This is a genomic window from Micromonospora sp. BRA006-A, from assembly GCF_033433935.1.
In the GTDB taxonomy this organism is placed as follows: Bacteria; Actinomycetota; Actinomycetes; order Mycobacteriales; family Micromonosporaceae; genus Micromonospora; species Micromonospora aurantiaca.
In genome coordinates this window covers 916532-940571 of sequence record NZ_JANCLW010000001.1, presented here as the reverse complement: position 1 = coordinate 940571, position 24040 = coordinate 916532, and the positions used below count along the sequence as shown (strand labels likewise).

The 24040-nt window shown below is 74.3% G+C and carries 19 protein-coding genes; 15 read left to right on the top strand and 4 right to left on the bottom strand.

What is annotated here, in order from left to right; all coding sequences use genetic code 11:
- Positions 1-86 precede the first annotated feature (86 nt).
- Complete coding sequence (locus NMK34_RS04690; RefSeq protein WP_318332352.1) at positions 87-1670, bottom strand: methylmalonyl-CoA mutase; 1584 nt, start codon at positions 1668-1670, stop codon at positions 87-89.
- Positions 1671-1873: 203 nt separating this feature from the next.
- On the opposite strand from NMK34_RS04690, the gene NMK34_RS04685 reads away from it, so the two are divergent.
- Positions 1874-3886 carry a serine/threonine-protein kinase gene (locus NMK34_RS04685; protein ID WP_318332351.1) on the top strand — a complete coding sequence of 671 codons (2013 nt, stop codon included), beginning with the start codon at positions 1874-1876 and terminating at the stop codon, positions 3884-3886.
- A 49-nt stretch (positions 3887-3935) separates the two neighbouring features.
- Entirely contained in the window at positions 3936-5600 is a 1665-nt protein-coding gene (locus NMK34_RS04680) for a phospho-sugar mutase (protein ID WP_318332350.1), read from the top strand.
- Positions 5601-5688: 88 nt separating this feature from the next.
- Here NMK34_RS04680 and NMK34_RS04675 read toward each other — a convergent pair whose 3' ends face one another.
- On the bottom strand, positions 5689-6363 hold the full coding sequence (locus NMK34_RS04675; RefSeq protein ID WP_013284010.1) for a GOLPH3/VPS74 family protein: 675 nt from the start codon (positions 6361-6363) through the stop codon (positions 5689-5691).
- Positions 6364-6461: 98 nt separating this feature from the next.
- Positions 6462-7094 (bottom strand): uracil phosphoribosyltransferase, encoded by a 633-nt coding sequence (gene upp / locus NMK34_RS04670; RefSeq protein WP_013284009.1) that lies wholly within the window; start codon positions 7092-7094, stop codon positions 6462-6464.
- A gap of 126 nt (positions 7095-7220) precedes the next feature.
- On the opposite strand from upp, the gene deoC reads away from it, so the two are divergent.
- The 10 genes from deoC (at position 7221) to NMK34_RS04620 (ending at position 18690) form a co-directional block, all read left to right on the top strand.
- Entirely contained in the window at positions 7221-8180 is a 960-nt protein-coding gene (gene deoC / locus NMK34_RS04665) for a deoxyribose-phosphate aldolase (RefSeq protein WP_318332349.1), read from the top strand.
- 5 nt (positions 8181-8185) lie between these two features.
- Positions 8186-9616 (top strand): aldehyde dehydrogenase family protein, encoded by a 1431-nt coding sequence (locus NMK34_RS04660; protein WP_318332348.1) that lies wholly within the window; start codon positions 8186-8188, stop codon positions 9614-9616.
- Complete coding sequence (locus NMK34_RS04655; RefSeq protein WP_318332347.1) at positions 9609-10433, top strand: aldehyde dehydrogenase family protein; 825 nt, start codon at positions 9609-9611, stop codon at positions 10431-10433. The genes NMK34_RS04660 and NMK34_RS04655 overlap by 8 nt, the downstream gene beginning before the upstream one ends.
- A 368-nt stretch (positions 10434-10801) precedes the next feature.
- Positions 10802-11248, top strand: coding sequence for a BlaI/MecI/CopY family transcriptional regulator (locus NMK34_RS04650; protein WP_026268060.1), 447 nt, complete (start codon positions 10802-10804; stop codon positions 11246-11248).
- A 10-nt stretch (positions 11249-11258) separates the two neighbouring features.
- Positions 11259-12164: a M56 family metallopeptidase gene (locus NMK34_RS04645; RefSeq protein WP_318332346.1), complete on the top strand. Its 906-nt coding sequence runs from the start codon at positions 11259-11261 to the stop codon at positions 12162-12164.
- A 105-nt stretch (positions 12165-12269) separates the two neighbouring features.
- On the top strand, positions 12270-13517 hold the full coding sequence (locus tag NMK34_RS04640; protein ID WP_318332345.1) for a cytochrome ubiquinol oxidase subunit I: 1248 nt from the start codon (positions 12270-12272) through the stop codon (positions 13515-13517).
- A gap of 11 nt (positions 13518-13528) precedes the next feature.
- Positions 13529-14536, top strand: coding sequence for a cytochrome d ubiquinol oxidase subunit II (locus NMK34_RS04635; protein ID WP_318332344.1), 1008 nt, complete (start codon positions 13529-13531; stop codon positions 14534-14536).
- Positions 14533-16212, top strand: coding sequence for a thiol reductant ABC exporter subunit CydD (gene cydD / locus NMK34_RS04630; protein WP_318332343.1), 1680 nt, complete (start codon positions 14533-14535; stop codon positions 16210-16212). Before NMK34_RS04635 ends, cydD begins: the two co-directional genes overlap by 4 nt.
- Complete coding sequence (cydC, locus tag NMK34_RS04625) at positions 16209-17948, top strand: thiol reductant ABC exporter subunit CydC (RefSeq protein WP_412098851.1); 1740 nt, start codon at positions 16209-16211, stop codon at positions 17946-17948. Before cydD ends, cydC begins: the two co-directional genes overlap by 4 nt.
- A 61-nt stretch (positions 17949-18009) precedes the next feature.
- Positions 18010-18690: a permease prefix domain 1-containing protein gene (locus NMK34_RS04620; protein ID WP_318332342.1), complete on the top strand. Its 681-nt coding sequence runs from the start codon at positions 18010-18012 to the stop codon at positions 18688-18690.
- A 23-nt stretch (positions 18691-18713) separates the two neighbouring features.
- On the opposite strand, the gene NMK34_RS04615 is transcribed toward NMK34_RS04620, so the two are convergent.
- Positions 18714-19055, bottom strand: a complete 342-nt coding sequence (locus NMK34_RS04615) for a PadR family transcriptional regulator (RefSeq protein ID WP_318332341.1) — start codon at positions 19053-19055, stop codon at positions 18714-18716.
- Between the two features lie 145 nt (positions 19056-19200).
- Here NMK34_RS04615 and NMK34_RS04610 point away from each other — a divergent pair, with 145 nt between their 5' ends.
- The 3 genes from NMK34_RS04610 (at position 19201) to NMK34_RS04600 (ending at position 23930) form a co-directional block, all read left to right on the top strand.
- Positions 19201-20151, top strand: coding sequence for a DNA primase (locus tag NMK34_RS04610; RefSeq protein ID WP_318332340.1), 951 nt, complete (start codon positions 19201-19203; stop codon positions 20149-20151).
- A 40-nt stretch (positions 20152-20191) separates the two neighbouring features.
- Positions 20192-22588, top strand: a complete 2397-nt coding sequence (locus NMK34_RS04605; protein ID WP_318332339.1) for a transposase — start codon at positions 20192-20194, stop codon at positions 22586-22588.
- A gap of 121 nt (positions 22589-22709) precedes the next feature.
- Positions 22710-23930, top strand: a complete 1221-nt coding sequence (locus NMK34_RS04600) for an ABC transporter substrate-binding protein (protein ID WP_318332338.1) — start codon at positions 22710-22712, stop codon at positions 23928-23930.
- The last annotated feature ends 110 nt before the right edge of the window (positions 23931-24040 follow it).

The window sequence follows — 24040 nt, the reverse complement described above, 5'->3', positions numbered from 1 at the left end:
TCCGGTTACCCGAATCACCGAATCGCACACGCGAAAGCGGCCCCGCCGCGCACTCAGGGTGCGCGGCGAGGCCGCCGCCGGACGACTCAGAACCGGTCGCTGGGCCGGTAGGTCCCCCACACCTCGCGCAGCGTCCCGCACACCTCGCCGACCGTGGCGCGGGCGCGCAACGCCTCCTTCATCGGGTAGAGCACATTGGCGTCCCCCTCGGCGGCGGCACGCAGCTCGGCCAGGGCCCGCTCCACCGCGCCGGAGTCCCGCTCGGCGCGCAGCCGGGCCAGCCGCTCCCCCTGCGCCGCCTCGATCGACGGGTCGACCCGCAGCGGCTCGTACGGCTCCTCCTCGTCGATCCGGAACCGGTTGAGCCCGACCACCACCCGCTCACCCGAGTCGATCTCCTGGGCGATCCGGTACGCGGACTGCTCGATCTCCCGCTTCTGGAACCCGGCCTCGATCGCGTCCACCGCCGAACCGTGGTCGAACACCCGGTCCATCAGCTCGGTGGCGGCCGCCTCCACCTCGGCGGTCATCGCCTCCACCACGTACGACCCGGCGAACGGGTCGACGGTGGCGGTCAGGTCCGTCTCGTACGCCAGCACCTGCTGGGTCCGCAGCGCCAGCCGGGCCGCCTTCTCGGTGGGCAGCGCGATGGCCTCGTCGAAGCTGTTCGTGTGCAGCGACTGGGTGCCGCCGAGCACCGCGCCGAGGCCCTGCACCGCCACCCGGACCAGGTTCACCTCCGGCTGCTGCGCGGTGAGCTGCACACCGGCGGTCTGGGTGTGGAACCGCAGCATCATCGACTTCGGGTTCTTCGCGCCGAACTCGTCGCGCATCAGGCGGGCCCAGATCCGCCGGGCCGCGCGGAACTTCGCGACCTCCTCCAGCAGCGTGGTGCGGGCCACGAAGAAGAACGACAGGCGGGGCGCGAAGTCGTCCACGGCCAGCCCGGCGGCGAGCGCCGCGCGGACGTACTCCACGCCGTTCGCCAGCGTGAACGCGACCTCCTGCGCGGGCGACGCGCCTGCCTCGGCCATGTGGTAGCCGGAGATGGAGATGGTGTTCCACTTCGGCACCTCGGCCCGGCAGTAGGCGAAGGTGTCGGCGACCAGCCGCAGCGAGGGCTTCGGCGGGAAGATGTACGTCCCCCGGGCGATGTACTCCTTGAGGATGTCGTTCTGGATCGTGCCGTTGAGCGCCTCCCCCGGCACGCCGTTCTCCTCGGCCACGAGCTGGTAGAGCAGCAGCAGCACCGAGCCGGGCGCGTTGATGGTCATCGAGGTGGAGACCTTGTCCAGCGGGATGCCGCCGAACAGCGTGCGCATGTCCTCGATGGAGTCGATGGCGACGCCGACCTTGCCCACCTCGCCGTGCGCGATCGGGTCGTCCGAGTCGTACCCCATCTGGGTGGGCAGGTCGAACGCGACCGACAGGCCCATGGTGCCGGCGCGCAGCAGCTGGTGGTAGCGCGCGTTGCTCTCGGTCGCGGTGCCGAACCCGGCGTACTGTCGCATGGTCCAGGGCCGGGACGTGTACATCGTCGGGTAGACCCCGCGGGTGTACGGGAACTCGCCCGGCTCGCCCAGCCGGGCGTCCAGGTCCGCCGGAAGGTCTGCAGCCGTGTAGACGCCCTGGATCGGGAAACCCGACTCGCTTGACCGCGCATCGCTCATTACCGGATGGTAGGACGCACTGACCGCCTGGTGGGTGAGGGATACCGCACACCTCGCGACGGCCACCCACCGGAGGTGAGCAACCGACCACATACCGTCGAGTAGGCAAACGCCCGCCGCGTCGGGTTTCGCATCGGGCGTCGGAACCAGCAAGATAGAGGGGTTGTGTCCCAGCCCCCTCGATATCCCCCGGTGGCTTTTCTGTGACTCAGATTCCGACGTGGAGCGGCGGACCGGCCAGTCCCCCCACTGGACGCGCGGCGCCCGGCACCACCATCGGTGGTCGCTACTCGCTGCGCTCCCCGGTGGGCAACGGAGGCATGGGCACGGTCTGGCGGGCCACAGACACGTTGCTGCGCCGTGATGTGGCGGTCAAGGAGGTCGTCCTCCCGCCGGGGCTCGCCCCGAGCGACCGCGACGCGCTCTACGAACGGACGCTGCGGGAGGCCCGCGCCGCCGCCGCGATCCAGCACCCGGCAGTGGTGCAGGTCTACGACGTGGTCACCGAGGGTGGCCGCCCGTGGATCGTGATGGAGCTGCTGGACGCCCGCAGCCTGGCCGACATGGTGATCGAGGACGGACCGGTCGCGCCGCGCGCCGTCGCCAAGATCGGGATCGCCCTGCTCGGCGCGCTGGAGGTGGCGCACGCGATCGGCGTGCTGCACCGTGACGTGAAGCCGGCGAACGTGCTGATCTGCACCGACGGCCGCTGCGTGCTCACCGACTTCGGCGTCGCCCGGATGCCCACCGACGTGCAGCTCACCACGCCCGGAATGGTGCTCGGCTCGCCGCACTTCATCTCGCCCGAGCGGGCGATGGGCCAGGAGTTCGGGCCGCCGAGCGACCTGTTCTCGCTCGGTGTGACGCTCTACACCGCGGTCGAGGGCCGGCCCCCGTTCGACAAGGGCGACCCGATCGAGACCATGCACGCCGTGGTCGAGGACCCGCCCGCCACGCCGCAGCGCAGCGGCCCGCTCACCGGCGTGCTGATGGGGCTGCTGGAGAAGGATCCGGCCCGCCGGATGGACGTGCACCGTGCCCGGGCAAACCTGCGCGAGCTGCTCGCCGGGCCGCTGACCAGCACCGCCACCGCCGTCAACTCGGTCACCGACCCGTACGCGGTGGTGCCGGTGCCGCGCCCGACCACGCCGCCGGCGATCGCCGCGGAGCCGAAGCCGAGCGGGCAGATCGGCGGCCGGGCGATGATCGGCCCGGACGAGTCGCTCACCGACCGGCTCGCGGCACTGCGCCGCGGCGAGCGCCCCGGCGCGGAGAAGCCGGCGGCGGGTGCGGCCGCGCTCGACGAGACCAGCGCCGACGCGCTGGCCGGCCCCCTGCACACCCCGACCGGCGCGATGTCCGGGCCGGGCACGCCGGAGGCCACCCAGCGCATCTCGCCGGACGCCACGGTCCGGCTCGGCCAGGGCACCGCGGCGGACGCGACCCAGGCGGTGCCCACCGCCTACGGCCGCACCGTCGACGCCACCCAGCCGGTGTACGGCGGCGGCAATCAGTGGTCGGTGCCCGGCACCGGCCAGGCGTGGACCACCCCGGCCACCGCACCGGCCGCCGCCGGTGGTGGCGGCCCGCTCGGCGCGGCCAAGGGCCTGCTCGGCCGGGTGAAGGCGTGGCCGCGCAAGGTCCAGCTCGCCGCCGCCGGTGGCCTCGCCGTGGTGCTGCTGGTGAGCGTGATCGCGCTGACCAGCGGCGGCGACGACGCTCCCCCGCCGATCGTGGGCGCGCTGCCGTCGAACTCGGCCGCCGCCTCGCCGGTGGAGATGCAGGAGCAGACCGTCAAGGGCATCACCGTCCAGGTGCCGAAGGGCTGGGACCGCAAGACCGGTGGCGTCTTCGTCGACTACGTCGACCCGCAGGACGAGAGCCGCAAGGTGCGGCTGCTGGCCGAGAACTGGGGCGGCACGTCGGTCAGCTGGGCCGAGTTCGCCTCTCGCAACCTCCGCGACAAGAGCAAGTCGTGCGCCAAGCCCTACGAACAGCTCGCGATGACCGAGACGACGCTGGCCGGTAAGCCGGCTGCCGAGTTCGAGTACACCTGCGGCGAGGGCGACGAGAAGCGGCACGGCGTGTGGCGGGGCGTGGTCCAGGGCGGCAAGGTCTACTCGTTCTACCTCTCCTCCAGCGACGCCACATTCGCCGAGAGCAAGCCGATCTTCGACGCGATGGCCGGCTCGTTCCAGCTCACGGCGGCGAACTGAGTCGAGGCCGACGGCCGGTGGTGATCCGCCGCCGTGCTTTCATGAGGCAATGGCGGCGGAAACCACTGACCTTGACGACCTTCGCGTACGCGCCGAGCGCTGGCTCGCCGACGACCCGGACCCGGCCGGCCGCGACGAGCTGCGCGCGGTCCTCGACGGGCTGCCCGGCACGGCGGCCGACCTGGCCGACCGGTTCGCCGGTCCGCTGACCTTCGGCACCGCCGGGCTGCGCGGCCCGCTGCGGGCCGGGCCCAACGGCATGAACCTCGCCGTTGTCACCCAGGCCGCCGCCGGGCTCGTCGGCTGGCTCGCCGCCCAGGGTGGCGAGGGCCCGCTGGTGATCGGGTACGACGCCCGGCGCGGCTCGCTGGCCTTCGCCGAGCGCACCGCACAGGTGGCCACCGGTGCCGGTCGTCAGGCGCTGCTGCTGCCCCGGCCGCTGCCCACGCCCGTGCTGGCGTTCGCGGTCCGGCAGCTCGGCGCGGTCGCCGGCGTGATGGTCACCGCCAGCCACAACCCGCCGCAGGACAACGGCTACAAGGTCTACCTGGGCGCGCAGCTCGGCGGTGAGCTGGGCGCCGGCGCGCAGATCGTGCCGCCCGCCGACGCCGGGATCGAGGCGGCCATCCGCGCGGTCGGCCCGCTCGCGGCGGTGCCGCTCGGCCCGGCCGGTCAGGTGCTCGGCGACGACCTGGTGGCCGCGTACGTGGAGCGGGCCGCCGCCGTGGTGGACCCGGCCGGACCGCGCGACCTGAAGGTGGCGTACACGCCGCTGCACGGGGTGGGCGGCGCGGTGCTGACCGCCGCGTTCGCGCGCGCCGGATTCGGCGTGCCGGGCGTGGTGCCCGAGCAGGCCGAGCCGGACCCGGCGTTCCCGACCGTGAGCTTCCCCAACCCGGAGGAGCCGGGCGCGGTGGACCTGCTGGTCGCGCTCGCCGACCGCACCGGCGCGGACCTGGCCGTCGCCAACGACCCGGACGCGGACCGCTGCGCGGTGGCCGTGCGCGACGCGGGGTCCTGGCGGATGCTGCGCGGCGACGAGGTGGGCGCGCTGCTGGCCGACCACCTGATGCGGCGCGGCGTGACCGGCCTGTACGCCACCACGATCGTGTCGTCGGCGCTGCTGCGGGCGATGGCGGCGGCCCGGGGCCTGCCCTACGACGAGACGCTCACCGGGTTCAAGTGGATCGTGCGGGCCGGCGGCGGCCGGGAGCCGCTCGTGTACGGCTACGAGGAGGCGCTCGGCTACTGCGTCGCGCCGGAACACGTCCGGGACAAGGACGGCATCACCGCCGCGCTGACGGTCGCCGAGCTGGCCGCCGGTCTCAAGGCCGAGGGCCGTACGCTCCTCGACCGGCTCGACGAGCTCGCCGCCGAGTTCGGTGTGCACCACACCGAGCAGCTCTCGGTCCGGGTGGAGGACCTGCGGGTGATCGCGGACTCGATGGCCCGGATCCGGGCGGCCACGCCTACCGCGCTGCTCGGGCAGCCGGTGACCGAGGCGTCCGACCTGCTCCCGGACGCGGACGTGGTGATCCTGCGCACCGGCGCGGCCCGGGTGGTGATCCGGCCGTCCGGCACCGAGCCGAAGCTCAAGGCGTACCTGGAGGTGGTGGAGCCGGTGAGCGGCGGCGACGTGCCCGCGGCCCGGCAGCGCGCGCGTGCCGCGGTGGCCGAGCTGCGCAACGAGATCGCCGCCGCCCTGGGCCTCTGACCCCTGATGCAAGGAAGGGCCCCTTGTTAACGCCTGGCGTTAACAAGGGGCCCTTCCTCTACCGGAGGCGTTAAGAGGGGGCCCTTCCTTACCGCTTGCCCAGGGCGGCGTCGACTGCCTGGCCCAGCGCGGCGATGACCAGGCTGATCGACGGGCGTACCACGCTGTCGTCCAGGCTCACCGTGCCGGAGAACCCGGCGCCCGCCGCGATCTCCTCCAGGCGCCGGCCGGCGTCCTCGGCAGCCGGACCGGTCAACCCCAGCGCGGGCTCCATCCGCAGCACCGCGACCAGCGTGGCGAGCGCGGCGGTCCGCTCGTCCGGGAGCTGCCCGCTGGTCAGCGCGTCGGCCAGCCGCTGCCGGATGTCCGCCTCGACCGAGGCGTCGGCCACCGGGTAGCGGTGCACGTGGATGAAGCCCAGCTCGGTCTCGTCGACGTCGCGGACCACGCCCCGGCCGCAGAGGTCGGAGAGGATCCGGTCGCGCAGCCCGTGCCGCAGTCGCTGCACCCACGACGACGGCGTGTGCGGGGTATCCGCGGCGATCTTGGCGAGTACGGCGTCCGCGATCGGCTCGCCGGTCGGGGCCGGGTCGACCACCGCCAGGTTCCCGTCCGCGTACGCGACCCGTCCGGCCAGGGCCAGCTCGACCAGCACCGCGGCGGCCATGCCCAGGTCCAGGCTGATCCGCGGCATGGTGGCCTTGCCGGTTTCGTCGTCATACGCGAGGAGCAGCAGCTCCTCGGCGAGCGCAACACCAGTCATGGCCCGGATCGCTAGCGCCTCCCCGCACCCCCGCGCATCGACTCGCCGGGTGGGGCCGGTCCACGGTGCGGAGGGCATCCCTCCGCACCGGACCGGTCTCAGAAGCGGGGCATGCCGCCGAACTGACGGTCGCCGGCGTCACCCAGGCCGGGGACGATGAACTTCGAGTCGTTCAGCCCTTCGTCGATCGAGGCGGTGACCAGGCGCAGCGGCAGGCCGGAGCGCTCCAGCCGCTCGATGCCGACCGGCGCGGCCAGCACGCACAGCACGGTGATGTCGGTGCAGCCACGGTCGGCGAGCAGCCGGCAGCAGTGTTCCAGCGAGCCGCCGGTGGCGAGCATCGGGTCGAGCACCAGCACCGGCAGGCCGCTGAGGTCGCGCGGCAGCGACTCCATGTACGCGCGGGGCTCGTACGTCTCCTCGTCGCGGGCCAGGCCGACGAAGCCCATCGACGACTCGGGCAGCAGGCCGAGCGCGGCGTCGGCCATGCCGAGACCGGCCCGCAGCACCGGCACCAGCAGCGGCGGGTTCGCCAGCCGGCTGCCCTCGGTGGCGGTGACCGGGGTCTGGATCGAGTACTTCTCGACCGGGAAGGAGCGCGCGGCCTCGTACACCAGCATGGTGGTGAGTTCGCGCAGCGCCGCCCGGAACGACGACGAGTCGGTCCGGGCGTCCCGCATGGCGGTCAGCCGCGTCTGGGCGAGCGGATGGTCAATGACGTGTACGTCCACGATCGCTCAACCTACCGTTTGGCAGAGCGGCGCAGGGCGGGTGCGGTACGACCAGCGACACCGCTCACGTGCGGCACTCACAAGTGAGCAAGATCACTCGACTCGCGGGTGCGTACTATTCGGGGCATGACGGCGACAACGACGTCGGCCCGGTCGGACCTCACCGAGCTGGGACGATCCGAGACCGCTCTGCGGACCTTCCTGCACGGCCTGCCCGGCGTGGACCAGGTCGGCGCGGAGCAGCGGGCGGCACAACTCGGCACCCGCTCCATCAAGACCACCGCCAAGGCCGAGGCGATCGACCTGGCGATCCGGATGGTCGACCTGACCACCCTGGAAGGGGCGGACACCCCGGGCAAGGTGCGGGCGCTGGCGGCCAAGGCGCTGCGCCCCGACCCGGCCGACCCGAGCTGCCCGCACGTCGGCGCCGTCTGCGTCTACCCGTCGATGGTCCCGCACGTGGCGGAGGTGCTCCGCGGCAGTGGCGTGCACCTGGCCAGCGTGGCGACCGCGTTCCCGTCCGGTCAGGCCCCGCTGGAGATCAAGCTCGCCGACGTGCGCGCGGCGGTCGAGGCCGGCGCGGACGAGATCGACATGGTGATCAACCGGGGCGCGTTCCTGGCCGGGCGCTACGCCGAGGTCTACGACGAGATCGTGGCCACCAAGGAAGCCTGCGGGGACGCGCACCTCAAGGTCATTCTCGAGACCGGTGAGCTGGCCACGTATGACAACGTGCGGCGGGCGTCCTGGCTCGCCATGCTCGCGGGCGGCGACTTCATCAAGACCTCCACCGGCAAGGTTCCGGTCGCGGCCACCCTGCCGGTGACGCTGGTCATGCTGGAGGCGGTCCGCGACTTCCGCGCCGCCACCGGGCGTCAGGTCGGCGTCAAGCCGGCCGGTGGCATCAAGACCACCAAGGACGCGATCAAGTACCTGGTCATGGTCAACGAGACGGTCGGCGCCGACTGGCTGAGCCCGGACTGGTTCCGGTTCGGCGCGTCGAGCCTGCTCAACGACCTGCTCATGCAGCGCACCAAGCTGACGACCGGCGTCTACGCCGGCCCCGACTACTTCACCCTGGACTGAACGCGATGTTCGAATACGCACCCGCCCCCGAGTCCCGCTCGGTGGTGGACATCAAGCCCTCGTACGGGCTCTTCGTCGACGGCTCGTTCGTCGACCCGGCCTCCGGTGGCAGCTTCAAGTCGGTGAACCCGGCCTCCGAGGAGGTGCTGGCCGAGATCGCCGAGGCGGGCGCCGACGACGTGGACCGCGCGGTCCGCGCCGCCCGGAGCGCGTACGAGAAGGTCTGGGGTCCGATGCCGGGCCGGGACCGGGCCAAGTACCTGTTCCGGATCGCCCGGATCGTCCAGGAGCGCTCGCGTGAGCTGGCGGTGCTGGAGTCGCTGGACAACGGCAAGCCGATCAGGGAGTCCCGCGACGTCGACCTGCCGCTGGTCGCCGCGCACTTCTTCTACTACGCGGGCTGGGCGGACAAGCTCCCCCACGCGGGCTTCGGCCCCGACCCGCAGCCTCTTGGCGTGGCCGCGCAGGTCATCCCGTGGAACTTCCCGCTGCTCATGCTGGCGTGGAAGATCGCCCCGGCGCTGGCCGCCGGCAACACGGTGGTGCTCAAGCCGGCCGAGACCACCCCGCTGACCGCGCTGCTGTTCGCCGAGATCTGCCAGCAGGCCGACCTGCCGGCCGGCGTGGTGAACATCGTCACCGGCGCCGGGGACACCGGCCGGGCGCTGGTCGAGCACCCGGGCGTGGACAAGGTGGCGTTCACCGGCTCCACCGAGGTCGGCCGCGCGATCGCCCGCTCGGTGGCGGGCACCCGCAAGAAGCTGACACTGGAGCTGGGCGGCAAGGCCGCCAACATCGTCTTCGACGACGCCCCGATCGACCAGGCCGTCGAGGGCATCGTCAACGGCATCTTCTTCAACCAGGGGCACGTCTGCTGCGCCGGCTCCCGCCTGCTGGTGCAGGAGTCGGTGGCCGACCGGGTGCTGGAGTCGCTCAAGCGCCGGATGGCCCAGCTGCGCGTCGGCGACCCGCTGGACAAGAACACCGACATCGGCGCGATCAACTCGGCCGAGCAGCTCGCCCGCATCCGGGAGCTGTCCGACGCCGGGTCCGCCGAGGGCGCGGAGCGCTGGTCGCCGCCGTGCGAGCTGCCCGAGCGCGGCTTCTGGTTCGCGCCGACCATCTTCACCGGCGTCACCCAGGCGCACCGGATCGCCCGCGAGGAGATCTTCGGCCCGGTGCTGTCCGTGCTGACGTTCCGCACCCCGGCGGAGGCCGTCGAGAAGGCCAACAACACGCCGTACGGGCTGTCGGCCGGGATCTGGACCGACAAGGGTTCCCGGATCCTGTGGCTGGCCGACCGGCTGCGCGCTGGCGTGGTGTGGGCGAACACGTTCAACAAGTTCGACCCGACGTCGCCGTTCGGCGGCTACAAGGAGTCGGGCTACGGTCGCGAGGGCGGCCGGCACGGGCTGGAGGGGTACCTCAATGTCTGAGCGGGTCGCGGTACGCAAGACGTACAAGCTCTTCATCGGCGGGAAGTTCCCGCGCAGCGAGTCGGGACGGTCGTATCTCGTGCAATCCGCGAACGTGTCTCTTGCCTCCCGGAAGGACGCGCGGGACGCGGTCGTGGCCGCCCGCGCCGCGGTGAAGGGCTGGGCCGGGGCGACCGCGTACAACAGGGGTCAGATCCTCTACCGGGTCGCCGAGATGCTGGAGGGCCGGCGCGAGCAGTTCGTCGCCTTGGGCGTCCCGGCCGACGAGGTGGACGCGGCGATCGACCGCTGGGTCTGGTACGCCGGGTGGTCCGACAAGTTGTCCCAGGTGTACGGCGGCGCGAACCCGGTGGCCGGCCCGTACTTCAACCTGTCCGCGCCGGAGCCCACCGGCGTGGTGGCCGTGGTGGCTCCCGAGGAGCCCGCGCTGTTCGGCCTGGTGAGCGTGATCGCCCCGGCGATCGTCACCGGCAACACGGTGGTGGTGGCCGCCTCCCCGGCGGCGCCGCTGGCGGCGGTGACGCTGGCCGAGGTGCTCGCCACCTCCGACCTGCCCGGCGGGGTGGTGAACATCCTCACCGGCCGGCTGACCGAGACGGTGCCGGCGCTCGCCGCGCACATGGACGTCAACGCGATCGACCTGACCGGCGTGGCCGACGCCGACCTGGCCGCCGACCTGGAGGTCAAGGCCGCGGAGAATCTCAAGCGGGTGCTGCGGCCGGCCCCGGCCGACCACGACTGGTACGCCGACCCCGGCATCACCCGGATGACCGCGCTGCTGGAGACCAAGACGGTCTGGCACCCGAAGGGCGTCTGACCGACGCAGCCCAGTCCGGCCCGAAGTGGCGGCACACCCACCCGAGTTGCCGCCACTTCCCGTTCCCGCACTTCCCGCGACTGTTGTCGATCGCACCCGCGCCGGGCAAGATCGGCACCACTTCCCCGGAGTGGCCACATCAACCAGTCCGGGACTGCACCACCTCCCCGAACTGGCGTCCGGGCCTGCACCACTGGACCGCCCGAGGACAGCGTGATCGACACCAGCACGGCGAGGTGGCTGCATCGAGCCGCCTCGGACCACACCACCTCCCCGAGCTGGTGTTGATCTTCGGGAGGGAGGGACGGCGAACGGAACCGGGGACCGGGGCGGCGGAAGGGATCTACTACCGGGGGTAGGATTGACGGGTGACTCGGCTGGGGGACCTTGAGCGTGCGGTGATGGACGTGCTGTGGGACGCGGCGCCCGCCTCGTCGGGCGGGGTGACCGTACGCGAGGTCGCCGACGCCCTGGACGGCCGGGAACTCGCCTACACCACTGTGATGACCGTGCTCGACCGGCTCGCCGGCAAGGGCATGGTGCAGCGTGAGCGGGAGGGCCGCGCCTGGCGGTACCGTCCGGCCGCCACCCGTGAGGCGCACATCGCCCAGCTCATGCTCGAAGCCCTCGACCTCGGCGGCAGCCGGGACGCCGCACTCGTACGCTTCGCCCGCTCGGTGACCGGCACGGAGGCGGACGTGCTCCGCGCCGCGCTCGGCGCCGAGGCCGGGGCGACTGTCGAGGACGGACCGGCCGGCCGGGTCGAGAACCCCCGGCCGGGCCGGCCGGCGCTCGACGAGGCGACGGACCGGTAGGGCGGCTGCCGTGGCGTACGCCCTGCACTTCGCCGCGATCATCCTGGCCTGCTGGCTGACCGCGCAGGTCCTCGCCGCCGCGCGCTGGACCTGGCGGGCGCCGCGCGTGGCGATCATCTGCTGGCAGGCGGTCGGGCTGGCGCTCGGCCTGTCGGCCATGGGGCTGCCGATGGCGCTGGGGCTCGACGCGTACGACCGGGCGACCGGGCACGCGCTGCTGGCCCTGGCCGACGACCTGACCCACGGCACGCTGCCGACCGGTGTGGGCGCGGTGCACCTCAGCCTGGTCGGCGTCGGTCTCGGCATCGGCGCGGTGCTGCTCACCACGACGGTACGCAGCCTGCACGGCGCGGTCCGGGCTCAGCGCCGGCACCGGGAGCTGCTGCACCTGGTGGCCCGGCGTGACCCGACGGTGCCCGGCGCGCTGGTGCTCGACCACCCGAGCGCGGCGGCGTACTGCCTGCCCGGGGTGCGTCCCCGGGTGGTGGTGAGCGCGGGCACGCTGGACCTGCTCGAGCCGGCCGAACTGGCGGCGGTGCTCACCCACGAGCGGGCGCACGCCCAGGAGCGGCACGACCTGGTGCTGCTGCCGTTCACCGCGCTGTGCCGGGCGCTGCCCTGGTTCCGGTGGGTGCGGGACGCGCACGCGCGGGTGGCGCTGCTGGTCGAGATGCGCGCCGACGACAAGGCCCGGGAGTTGCACGCGGACGCGCCGCTGGCCGGTGCGCTGCGCCGGTTCGCCGCCGCCGAGCACCGGGTGCAGCCGGCCGGCACGCTCGGACTCGGCGACCGCAACCTCGACGTACGCGTGCAGCGGCTGCTCGTCGCGGACCGCCCGCCGCGGGTGCTCGGCGCGATGGCGCTGGCGGTCGCGGGCACGCTCGTCTCGCTGCCGTTCGCCCTGTTCCTGAGCTGATCCGCCGCCCCCTACGGGACATCTCCGGGTTCGCGCACCTCTATAGGTAGAGAGTCTACGTGTAGGTTGGCTACGACAAGCGAGCCAACCCATGGGAGGACGACAGTGGACCCGCTGCTCCTCGCCCGCCTCCAGTTCGCCACCACCACCTCGATCCACTTCCTGTTCGTGGCGGTCACGCTCGGCCTGGTCACGCTCCTGGTCGGCCTGCAGACGGCCGGCTACCTGACCGGCAAGCCGGTGTACGAGCGGCTGACCCGGTTCTGGGGCCAGCTCTACGTGATCAACTACGTGCTCGGTATCGCCACCGGCATCGTGATGGAGTTCCAGTTCGGTCTGAACTGGAGCGGGCTGTCGCGCTACGTCGGAAACGTGTTCGGCGCGCCGCTGGCCATCGAGACGCTGGTGGCGTTCTTCCTGGAGTCCACGTTCCTCGGCATGTGGATCTTCGGGTGGCACCGGCTGCGGCGCGGCGTGCACCTGGCGCTGCTCTGGGGCGTGGCGATCACCGCGTACGCCTCGGCCTTCTGGATCATGGTGGCGAACGCCTGGCTGCAGAACCCGGTCGGGTACGAGGTCCGCGACGGCGTCGCCCACCTCACCGACTTCGGTGCGCTGCTCACCAACCCCACGTTCGGCATGGCGTTCGGCCACGTGATCTCGGCGAGCCTGGTCACCGGCGGCCTGCTGATGGCCGCGGTGAGCGCCTGGCACCTGCTGCGGCGTACCCCCGACTACGCGCTGTTCCGCACCTCGCTGCGGCTCGGCCTGGTCACCGCGGCGCTAGCGGTCAGCATGCTCCAGGGTTTCGGCTTCGCCCAGTTCGGGCCGGTCGGGCAGCTCCAGCCGACCAAGTTCGGCGGCGGCCCCGACCGGGACGCACTCGTCGCCGACTGGACCGCCCGCTTCGGCCCGGGCGACTGGGAACCGCCGGTGCTCTCCGACGTCGGCCTCGGCTTCATGATCCTGATCGGCTTCACGCTCGGCGCGCTCTGGCTCCTGCTGCCGCTGCTCTGGCGCGATTGGATCATCCGGTTGAAGGCGCCACTCTGGCTGATCCTGCTCGGCCTGCCGCTGCCCTTCGTGGCGATGCTGCTCGGCTGGATCGCCCGCGAGGTCGGCCGCCAGCCCTGGGCCGCGTACGGGCTGCTGCCCACCGCGCAGGCCGTCTCGCCGGTCTCACCGGGGCTGATGCTCACCTCGCTGATCGGGTTCAGTCTGCTGCTCGGCGCGCTCGCGGTGACCAACTGGACGCTGATGGCCCGGCACGCCGCCCGTGGCGCGCACGACCCCGCGCTCGGCCGCCCGCCCGCTCCCGACAGCGACGCCCACCACCAGCCCGTGTTCATCTGAGGGAGCCCGCCGTGGAACTCGCCTGGTACGCCCTGCTCGGCCTCTTCTTCGCCACCTACCTCGTGCTCGGCGGCTACGACTACGGCGTCGGCCTGCTGCTGGCCCGGCGCGGCCCGGCACCGGGAAGCCGGGCCACGCTCACCGCGCTCGGGCCGTTCTTCCTCGGCAACGAGGTCTGGCTGGTCGCCGCCGTCGGCATCCTGTTCGGCGCGTTCCCCCGGCTGGAGGGCGAACTGCTCTCCGGCTTCTACCCGGCGGTGCTCGCCGCGCTGGCCGGTGTGGTGCTGGTGACCGCCGGGGTGCAGCTGCGCAGCCGCCCGGCCTCCGCCGCCGCCCGCGCCCGCTGGGACCGGGTGGTGGTGGTCGGCTGTGTACTGGCCGCGCTGGGCTGGGGCGCGGTGCTCGCCGGCCTGCTCCAGGGCGTGCCACTGAGCGCCGACGGCCATGTGGTCGGTGTCGGTCATCTCGCCACCCCGTTCGTCGCCGCCGCCGGGCTGGCCCTGCTCGCGCTGGTGGCGGTGCACGGTGCGACGTTCCTCACGCTCCGGCTGCCCGCCGCCGAGGCCCCGGCCCTCGCCCGGCTGGCCGCCGGCCTGGTGCCCGCCGCACTCGTCGCGGTCGGCGCGGCCACCGTCCTGGGCGTGCTCTCCGATCGGGTACGCGCCGCGGTGGCGCGCCCGGCTGTGGCCGTACTCCTGCCGTTGGCGCTCGTGGCGGCGCTGCTGGCGGCCCGCGCGGCGCTGCGGCGGGGCCGGGCCCTGGTGGCCTTCGCCGCGACCGCGACGGCGCTGGCGCTGCCCGCGCCGCTGATCGGAGCCGCGCTCTGGCCCCGGATCCTGGTCTCCACCGCCGACCCGGCGGCGTCGCTGACGGTGGCCGAGGCGGCCGCCAGCCGCCCGACGCTGGCGCTGTTGGGATGGCTCGCGCTACCGCTCCTGCCGGCCCTACTAGGCTTTCAGGCGATGTGCTGGTGGGTGTTCCGGGGACGGATCGACGGCAGGGCACCGGTGTACTGGTGAACCGCCGCCCGTTCGACCCGCGTCTGCTGCGTCGGGTCCCCGCGGCCCGGCGCGACCTCGCCGTGCTCGCGGTGCTGGGTGGGCTCACCGCGCTCCTGGTGATCGCTCAGGCCACCGCGCTGGCGACGCTGCTGGCGACGGCGTTCGACGGGCGGCTGCACCGGCCGGCGCTGGCCGGTCTCGTGGCCGCTGTGGCCGGGCGGGCGCTGGTGAGCTGGGCGCAGGGCACAGTCGCGGCGCGGGCCGCGGCCACGGTGAAGGCGGCGCTGCGCGCCGACCTGCTCGGCGCGGTCGGCCGGCACGGCCCCACCTGGGTCGCGGGGCAGCGGGCCGGACAGCTCGCCACGCTGGCCGGGCGCGGCCTGGACGCGCTGGACCCGTACTTCACCGGCTACCTGCCGCAGCTCGTGCTGAGCGTCACGGTGCCGGTGGCGGTGCTGGCCCGGATCGTGTTCGCCGACTGGAGCTCGGCGCTGATCATCGCGCTCACCATCCCGCTCATCCCGATCTTCGGCGCGCTGCTCGGCTGGCAGGCGCAGGCCGCCACCGAACGCCAGTGGCGCCGGTTGTCGCTGCTCGGCGGGCACTTCCTCGACATGGTCGCCGGGCTGCCCACGCTGCGCGCGTTCGGCCGGTCCAAGGGGCAGGTCGACGTGGTCCGCCGGATGGCCGACGGCCACCGCCAGGCCACCATGAAGACGCTGCGCATCGCGTTCCTGTCCGCGCTGGTGCTGGAACTGGTCGCCACGCTGTCCGTCGCGCTGGTCGCGGTGCCGGTCGGCATCCGGCTGCTCGGCGGCGGTCTCACGCTCTCCACCGCGCTGCTGGTGCTGCTGCTCACCCCGGAGGCGTACCTGCCGCTGCGCGCCGCGGGCAGCCGGTTCCACGCCAGCATGGAAGGACTCACCGCGCTGGACGAGGCGCTCACGCTCTCCGCCACCGACGCGCCCGCCACCGCCGAACCGCGCCGTCCGGCGCCGCGCGGCCGTGGTGAGATCCGCTTCGAGGGCGTGACGGTCGCGTACGACCGCACCACGGCGCTGCGCGACGTCACGCTGACCGTCCGGCCCGGCGACCGGATCGCCGTCATCGGGCCCAGCGGCGCGGGCAAGAGCACGCTGCTCAACCTGCTGCTCGGTTTCGTCGCACCGACCTCGGGCCGGATCACCGTCGACGGGGTGGACCTGGCCGGCGTCGACCTCGACGACTGGCGGCGCGAACTGGCCTGGGTGCCGCAGCGGGCGCACCTGTTCGCCGGGTCGCTGGCCGACAACATCCGCCTCGGCGCACCGGACACCTCCGATGCCGCGCTCGCCGCGGCGGTCACCGGCGCCGCGCTGGACGAGGTGGTAGGCGCCCTGCCCGACGGGCTGGACACCCGCCTGGGCGAGCGCGGCCACGGCCTGTCCAGCGGTCAGCGGCAGCGGCTCGCGCTGGCTCGCGCGTTCCTGCGGGACGCGCCGATCGTGCTGCTCGACGAGCCGACCGCTCGGCTGGACAGCGCCAGCGAGGCGGTGGTGCTGGACGCGACCCGGCGGCTGGTCACCGGACGTACCGCACTGCTCGTCGCACACCGGCCCGCGCTGCTCGCCGACGCCGACCGGATCCTGCGCGTCGAGGACGGCCGGGTCACCGAGCTGCACCCGACCGCCACCGGCCCGGGAGTGGTCCGATGAGCCCCGGGGCGGAACGGGCGGTGCTGCGCCTGGCCCGGCCCTACCTGAGCCGGCTGCTCGGCGCCGGGCTGCTGGCCGCCGCCACCGAGTTCGCCGGCCTGGCGCTGATGGCCACCGCCACCTGGCTGCTGATGAGCGCCGCCGGCCGGCCGCCGCTGGACCGGCTGACGGTGGCGATCGTCGCGGTCCGGGCACTGGCGGTCAGCCGGGGCGTGTTCCGGTACACCGAACGGCTCGCCGGGCACGACGCCGTCCTCCGCATGATCACCGACGTGCGGGCCCGCGTCTTCGCCACGCTCGCCGCCCGGCGCGAGACCGGCCGCCGTACCGGGGACGCGCTGAGCCGGCTGGTCTCCGACGTGGAGGCGGCCCAGGACCTGCTGCTGCGTGTCCTCGTGCCGGGAGCGGCGGCGGCACTGGTCAGCGTGCTCGCGGTCGGCGTCGCCGCGCTGATCTCGCCGCCCGCCGCCGGTGTGCTCGCGGTCGGCCTGCTCGTGGCGGGCGTGGCGCTGCCCGCGCTCGCCGCCCGGATCACCCGCCGCGCCGCCGACGAGGTGGCCCCGCTGCGGGGCGCGCTCGCCGTCGACGCGGTCGACCTCACCCACGGCGCCGCCGACCTGGCCGCGTTCGGGGCCACCGGCGCCGCGCTCGCCGCCGCCGACGAGCGGGCCGGACGACTGGCCCGGCTGGAACGCCGGCTCGCCGCGACCGGCTTCGCGGTGGACGCGCTCGGCGTCCTCGTCGGTGGCCTCACCGCCGCCGCCGTGGTGGTCGTGGCGCTGCGCGCCGAGGTCGGCGGCGTGCTGGTCGGCGTCCTCGCGGTCGGCTCGCTCGCCGCCGTGGAGGTGGCGCTCGCGCTCGTCGCGGCGGCCCGCCAGCGCACCCAGCTGCGGGCCGGGCTGGCCCGGGTCGCCGACCTGCTCACCGAGCCCGGCCCGGCGAGACCACCGGACGCGCCGGAGCCCACTGTCGACGGCCACGACGTGCGGTTCGCCGACGTGACGGTCCGCTACCGGGCCGGCGCCGCCCCCGCCCTGGCCGGGTTCGACCTCGACCTGCCGGCCGGCCGGCGGGTGGCGGTGGTCGGGCCGAGTGGCGCCGGCAAGAGCACGCTCGCCGCCGTGCTCACCGGCGCGGTACGCCCCGACACCGGCCGCGTCACCGCCGGCGGCGTGCCGGTGTCCGAGATCCCGGCCGAGCACCTGCCCCGCGTGGTCGGCGGCCTGCTCGCCGAGGCGTACGTCTTCCACGCCACGGTCCGGGAGAACCTGCTCCTCGGCCGCCCGGACGCCACCGAGGCGGACCTGGTCGCCGCGACCCGGGCGGCCGGCCTGCTCGACTGGGTACGCGAACAACCAGACGGCTGGGACACGGTGGTCGGCGAGCAGGGCGGGCAGCTCTCCGGCGGGCAGCGGCAGCGCCTCGCGCTGGCCCGCGCGCTGCTGGCCGCCCCGCCGGTGCTGGTGCTCGACGAGCCGACCGAGGGGCTCGACCCGGCGGCCGCCGACGCGGTGCTGGACTCGACGCTCGCCGCCACCCCGGCCGGGCACTCGGTGCTGCTGATCAGCCACCGGCTCAGCGGCCTCGCCGGGTTCGACGAGATCGTGGTGCTCGAAGGCGGCCGGGTGGTGCAGCGTGGCCGGCACGACGAGCTGGTGGCACGCCCCGGCTGGTACCGGGAGCAGTGGCTGCGCCAGGAGGCGGCCGAACGGGGCTACCTGGCGATCACGCCCTGACGTCCGGCCGATCGGGGTCTTCCCTGACGCGGGTGTCGCCCGGCGGTGGCAGGCTTACCCCATGCGGGTGCATGAGGAGGCAGTGGTCGACCGCCGGCTGCACGAGTTGTCCACGCGGTTGCACGGGCCGAACCGGCTCAAGACCGACCTGCTGACCGAGGCGCGGCACGCGCTGGAGGACGCCGTCGAGGCGTACCGGGAAGGGGGCCTGCCGCGCGCGGAGGCGCAGCGGCGGGCGGTCGCCGAGTTCGGCAGCGACGCCCAGCTCGTGCCGGGTTTCCAGGCCGAGCTGGCCGTCGGCGCGCTGCGCGGGCTGGCGCTGCGCACGCTCGTGGTGGCGGTGGTGCTCATCGCCGCCGGTGACCTGACCTGGCAGGGGTCGAGCTGGAGCGACGGTCCGCCGCCGCAGGCCTACCTGCTGCTCTCCGCCGCGCTGAACGGCATCTGGGGCGTGGTCGCCGCGCTGGCGCTTGTCGCGCTGCTGGTCGGTCCGCTGGTCGCCCGGTGGGGCTCACCGCGGCTCGTCCGACCGGCGCGGCTGATCGGGTTCGGTCTGACCGGCAGCCTGCTGCTCGGCGCGGTCGCCGGGGGCGCGCTGTTCGGCTGGTCGATCGGGCTGTGGGACGCCGCGCTCACCTGGCCTCCCCTGGTCATCGGGATGGTGGTGGTCTCGGCGGCCTGGTTCGCGCTGGCCCGGGCGGCCCGCTGCTGGGTGCTCGCCGACCGCCGGTCGGCCGGCTGAGCGGCTGCCCCGCGACGCGCCCGTCAGGCCGGCGCGGTGGGCGGCTCGTCCGCGCCGAGGAACCGCCCGACGGTGGCGCTGAACTCGCGCCAGCCGGCCCGCTCCCCGGCGAGCGCGCGGCCGCCCGCCTCGGTCAGCTCGTACGTGCGGCGCTCCCGGCCGTTGACGGTGCTCCACGTGCTCGCCACCAGCCCGGCCCGCTCCAGCCGGCGCAGCGCCGGATAGATGGTGCCGGTGGGCAGATCCAGCGTGCCGCCGCTGCGGGCCCGCAACGCCTCGATGATCGCGTAGCCGTGCAGCGCGCCCCGTTCCAGCACGGCGAGCAGGAGCGCGTCCAGGTGTCCGTGCAGCGCCTGCGCCTTCATGCGTAGCAACGCTACTTGTCGTGCCGCCGCGACGCCAAGGGGTGCGACTCCCGGTCGGAACCGTCGCCCACTAGGGTATGTGCGCAGAGTCACTCGGCGGCGCGACGCCGCCGGGTGGGCAACCCGAACGCACACGGAGGTCAGCGTGGCCCGCCAGTCGCCCCAACGGCCCGACGCCGACGAGCCCGAGCTCGACGACACCGACGCCGCCGCCGCGGCCGACGAGGTCGAGGAGGACCGCCCGCCGGCGGACCGCGCGCTCTGGGAAGAGGTGCGGATCGACCCGGTGGAGATCGCCCTGCCCGCCGGCACCGGCTTCACGCTGCGGGCGTACCGGCCGGCGCGCGAGCTGACCCCGACCGACGTCGCCGAGCGCGACCAGGACGACCCGTTCCTGGCCCGCCGCCAGGTCGTCGAGACCGAGGAGGACGAGGAGGTGGTGATCCTCGACGAGGAGTTCGCCGCCCTCTCCGCCGAGGAGGACGACGAGGACGAGGAGAAGGACGCCAAGTCCCGCCGCAAGGGCAAGGCCGACGCCTCGGGCGACGAGAAGGCCGAGGCCGACGAGGACGACTCCGAGGACGACGAGGACGAGGACGAGGCGGGCGACGAGGAGGTGCCGCTCTTCCTCACCCACAAGGGCCGGCTCCTGCTGTTCAAGACCCCGGAGTCATTGGTCACTTTCATCCGTTCCGGTGCGCCGAACGATCTGTCCCAGCTGGACAGTTGGAATGAACTGTCCGAACGGCTGGAACCGGCCGACATCGCCCCGCTGGACGAGGACACGTACGAGCTCGACCTGGTGGTCGAGAACCTGCGCGGCGGCCACGACGCGTGGGACCACGAGCTGCTCATCGAAGCCGGTGAGATCGCCCGTGACCTGGCGTACGCCCTGCGGCTACCCGCCGTGCTGGACATGCTCTCAGCCGGCTCCAGCCTGGACGACCTGGACGAGGCTCTGCGTGCTTCCGTCAACGGTGGCGTCGGCGGTTTCCTGGGCCGGCGCCGGCTGAAGAAAATCGGGGCACAAACCGCAAGTCTGGGTTGGCGCACCATTGTCGGCAAGATCTCTGCGGTTGTGGACTGGCGCGACTGACCCGGAGCGGGGAGCATCAGTCTCTGGCAGAGCAAGACCTGTGTCCCGGGAGGAGGACGACGCCGTGGCGCTCGTGCGCGTGTACTGCGGTCTGGCCTCGGCAGATCCGGCCGACCGAACGGCTTCGGCCGGAACGACGCTGACGTCCGCTGTGGTCGACGACGCAGGCCGTCTGCTGCACGTCTGCGAGATCGGTGACGATCCCGCCGGTTACGCCCGGCTGGTCGCGCTGCTGGTGGAGCGGTCCGGCGGTCCGAGCGGCGCGGCCATCGCCGCCGACAGCGACGACCACATCGTCACCTCGCTGCTGAGCGCCGCCGGCCGGCCGCTGGCGATCGCCGACGACGACTCGGCCGACGACTTCGCCGAGCGCTTCGCCGACGACGACTCCCTGGAGGAGATGCAGTCCCCGCCCGCCGAGCGCCGCGCGGTCGGGCTGGCCCGCGCGCTCCAGGCCGGCGCGCTCTCCGCGGTGACCCTCCCGGCACCGCGTGAGCTGGCCGGATACACGCAGGTCCTGGCCGCGCACGCGGCGCTGGCGAGTGGCCGGCACTCCGCCGCGGTGACGCTGCGCGAGGTGCTCCGCGAGCTCTACCCGGCCGCGCTGCGGGCCTACCCGGATCCGGCCGACCGGGTCGCCCTGGCGGTGCTCGACGCGCTGCCCGAGCCGGGCATGCTCCTCGGCCCCGCGGGCCGTGGAGGCGCGCCGACCGCCGACGCGGTCGTCGCGCATCTGGCCGGCGAGGGTGTGGCAGACGCCGACGCCGTCTCCGACGCGGTGACCGCGCTACGCGTCGCCATCTCCGAGACGCCCCGGCGTGCCACCGTCAACCGCACGCTCACCGCTGCCGTCGCCGAGACCGTACGGCAGGCCGTCGCCTCCGTCCGCACCTGTGACGCCGGCTGCGACGCGCTCGTCGGCGCGCTCGCCGAACGCACCGCTCCCTCCCCCGCGACCGGCCGCCGGGCCGCCGCACGACGGGGCGAGCAGGTCGACGAGCTGGCCCCGGCGCCCGCGGCCGACCTGCGTCCGGTGCGCTCGATCCCGCCGGAGCCGATCGCCGAGCCCCACCTCGGTCGTCCCGAACCGGCCGGCGCACCCGAACCGGCCGGCCGTCGCGGCCGTCCCGAGCCGCTCCCCGGCGGGCGGCGCAGCCGTCCGGAGCCGGTGTCCGGTCCGGCCGCCACCACGACGCCCCGGCCGCTCGGCCCGCCGCCCGTCGCGCCCGCGCCCGTCACGCCGCCGCCCGTCGCCCCGACTCCGGTCACGCCCGTCGCTCCGGCAGCCGCACTGGGCCGGCCGTCGTCGGCTCCCCCGGCGCGGCCCGAGCCGACCGGCGCGCCGCTGCCGTCGCGGGTGGACGGCCCCACCAACCGACCGATCTCCGCGCCGCCACCGCCGCCCCCCGGAATCACCCCGATCGCTCCGTCCCCGCGCGGCGCCGTACCGCCGGCCGAGGCCGGCGAGCCGTTCCGCCCGACGCTCACCACCGCGGCGATCAACAAGGCGCGGGCCGAGCGGCAGCGCACCGTCATCCCGCCCCGGCCGAAGACCAACCAGCACCAGGAACCGCCGACCGGTGGCTTCAGCGCCACCGACCTGAGCATTCCGGTGCCGGCCCCGCGTCCGCCCGCGCCGGAGGCGCCGCCGGGCTCCCGGGCGAACTGGCCGCTGGTGAACAACGAGGACGACACCGCCCGGGAGCGGGAGGGCGCCACCTACCCGTACGGGCGGAGCGTGGACGCGCCGAGCGACCCGGGCCGGGTCACGCCGCCGTGGCTCGCCGACGACCTGCCGCAGGAGCCGCCGATGCTGCGGCTGGTGGAGCCGCCGCCGCTGGCGGACCGGGCGCTGCGCGACGAGATGAGCCGCTCGGCCGACCCCGGCCTGGAGACGCCGCCGCTGCGTCTCGTCGACCAGGGCGACCCGGGCCGCGTCCCGCTGCCCGCCGCGCCTGAGCGGCGTCCCGCCCCGAAGGAGCACCGGCCGCCGCCGGTCTCCGACGAGGGTGACGGCGACCTGCTGATCTTCGCGCAGGCCAAGTCCGCCTGGTTCGTCGGGCACGGCGACGAGGCCGACCTGGAGTGGTCGACCACCGCCGACACCGGCTGGCAGGCGGCCGAGCAGGCGGCCCGTCCGGCCGTCGGCGCCGAGACCAAGGCCGGGCTGCCGAAGCGCGTGCCGCAGGCCAACCTGGTGCCGGGCTCCCCGCTGCGCGAGGAGCGTCCTCTGCGGATCGTCCGGAACGCGGCGAGCCTCGCCGAGAACACCACCGGATACTTCCGGGGCTGGCGGCGCGGCCAGGAGATCGGCGGTTTCGCCGTGGGCGGCCGTCCGGGCCGCGAGGCAGCCGGCGGCTGGGACTTCACCCGCGACACCGGCGACCGCGACGACGACCGGGAGTACGAGTACCGCTCGGCGGGCTACCGCTCCTGACCGGGCTCGCCGGGGTGTTTCATCCCACACCGGGGCGATTTGACGCTGGGCTGGACCGGCCGGGAACATACCCGGCGGACCAGCGGCGGCGCCTGTTCGCCGGGGTGGGAAGGCGATTCCATTGGCGACACCGGCGTTCGACTCCACTGTGCTCACCCGGCGGGGCGTCCTCGCCGCCGCTGCCGGGAGCCTGCTGCTCGCCGGCTGCGCTCCGCAGGGCCAGCGGCCGGAGGACGGCCCGTCCAGCAGCGCGCCGAGCGACCAGGATCTGATCGTCGGCGCGAGCCTGGAACTGACCGGCGCGGGGTCGCTGCTCGGCGTCGCCCAGCGGCAGGCCCTGCAGCTCACCGCCGACTCGCTCAACCGCACCGGCCTGCCGGTGGGGAACCTGGTCAGGTCGGTCCGGCTCCAGATCCTGGACAACGGCAGCAATCCCGAGGTCGCCGCCCGGCACGCCGCCGACCTCACCCGGATCGGTGCGCAGGCGCTGATCGGCGGTGTACTAGGCGAGACCTCGGCGGCCCTGGCGGCGGCCGCCCAGCGGGTCAAGACGCCGTTCCTGTCGCTCGGTTACGGTGACCGCATCGTGCTGCCGCTGGACGAGCGCACGTTCACCTACAAGCTCACCCCGGACGCCGTCGACATGGCGCGTCGCCTCGTGGAGCTGTTCGAGTCCAAGAAGATCCGGCGGGTGTCGGTGCTCGCCGCCGAGGGGATGCACGGCGACTCGGGTGCCCGGGCGATGCGGGAGGCGCTCGCCGACAGCACCGTCGACCTGGCCCGCACGGTACGCCTGCCCGCGACCGGCCGGCGCTTCAGTGCCGCCGCCGAGCGCGTGGCCGGCGGCCAGCGGGACGGCGTGGTGGTCTGGGGTACCGCGCCGGACTCCGGAGTCGCCGCGCGGGAACTGCGCGCCGCCGGTCACCGCGGCCCGATCTTCTTCGACGCCGGCGCGGTCGCCGACGACACCGTCCAGGGGGCGAACGCCGCCGCCGTGGAGGGCGCGTACGCGGTGCACCCGGCCTGCCTGGACGTCTCGGCCGCCACCGCCACCACGACGGCCCAGCTTGCCCGCAGGGACTTCGTCAACCGCTACACGCAGCGGCACGGCGTCAGCCCGGACTTCGCCCCGTACGCCTCGGACGCGCTCCAGCTCCTGGCCACGTCGGCGCGGATGGCGACGAGCCTGGACCGGGGCCGGCTGCGGGCCCTCCTCCAGGCGCAGACCGTCGAGGGCATCGCCGGCGGGTACGCGTTCAGTGCCGACCGGCACGGCGGCATGGAGCCCGACTCGCTCGCCGTGTACCAGGTGTTCCGCGGTACCTGGACCCGGTACGCCTGACCCCGCTCACCGCCCGGTGACCGCCCCGCGTGGAGGGTCACCGGGGGGTCGCGTACCGTGTCCGACCCCGGACGGCAGGAAGCGCCCGGTGGCCCTGGGGCCGCCGGGCG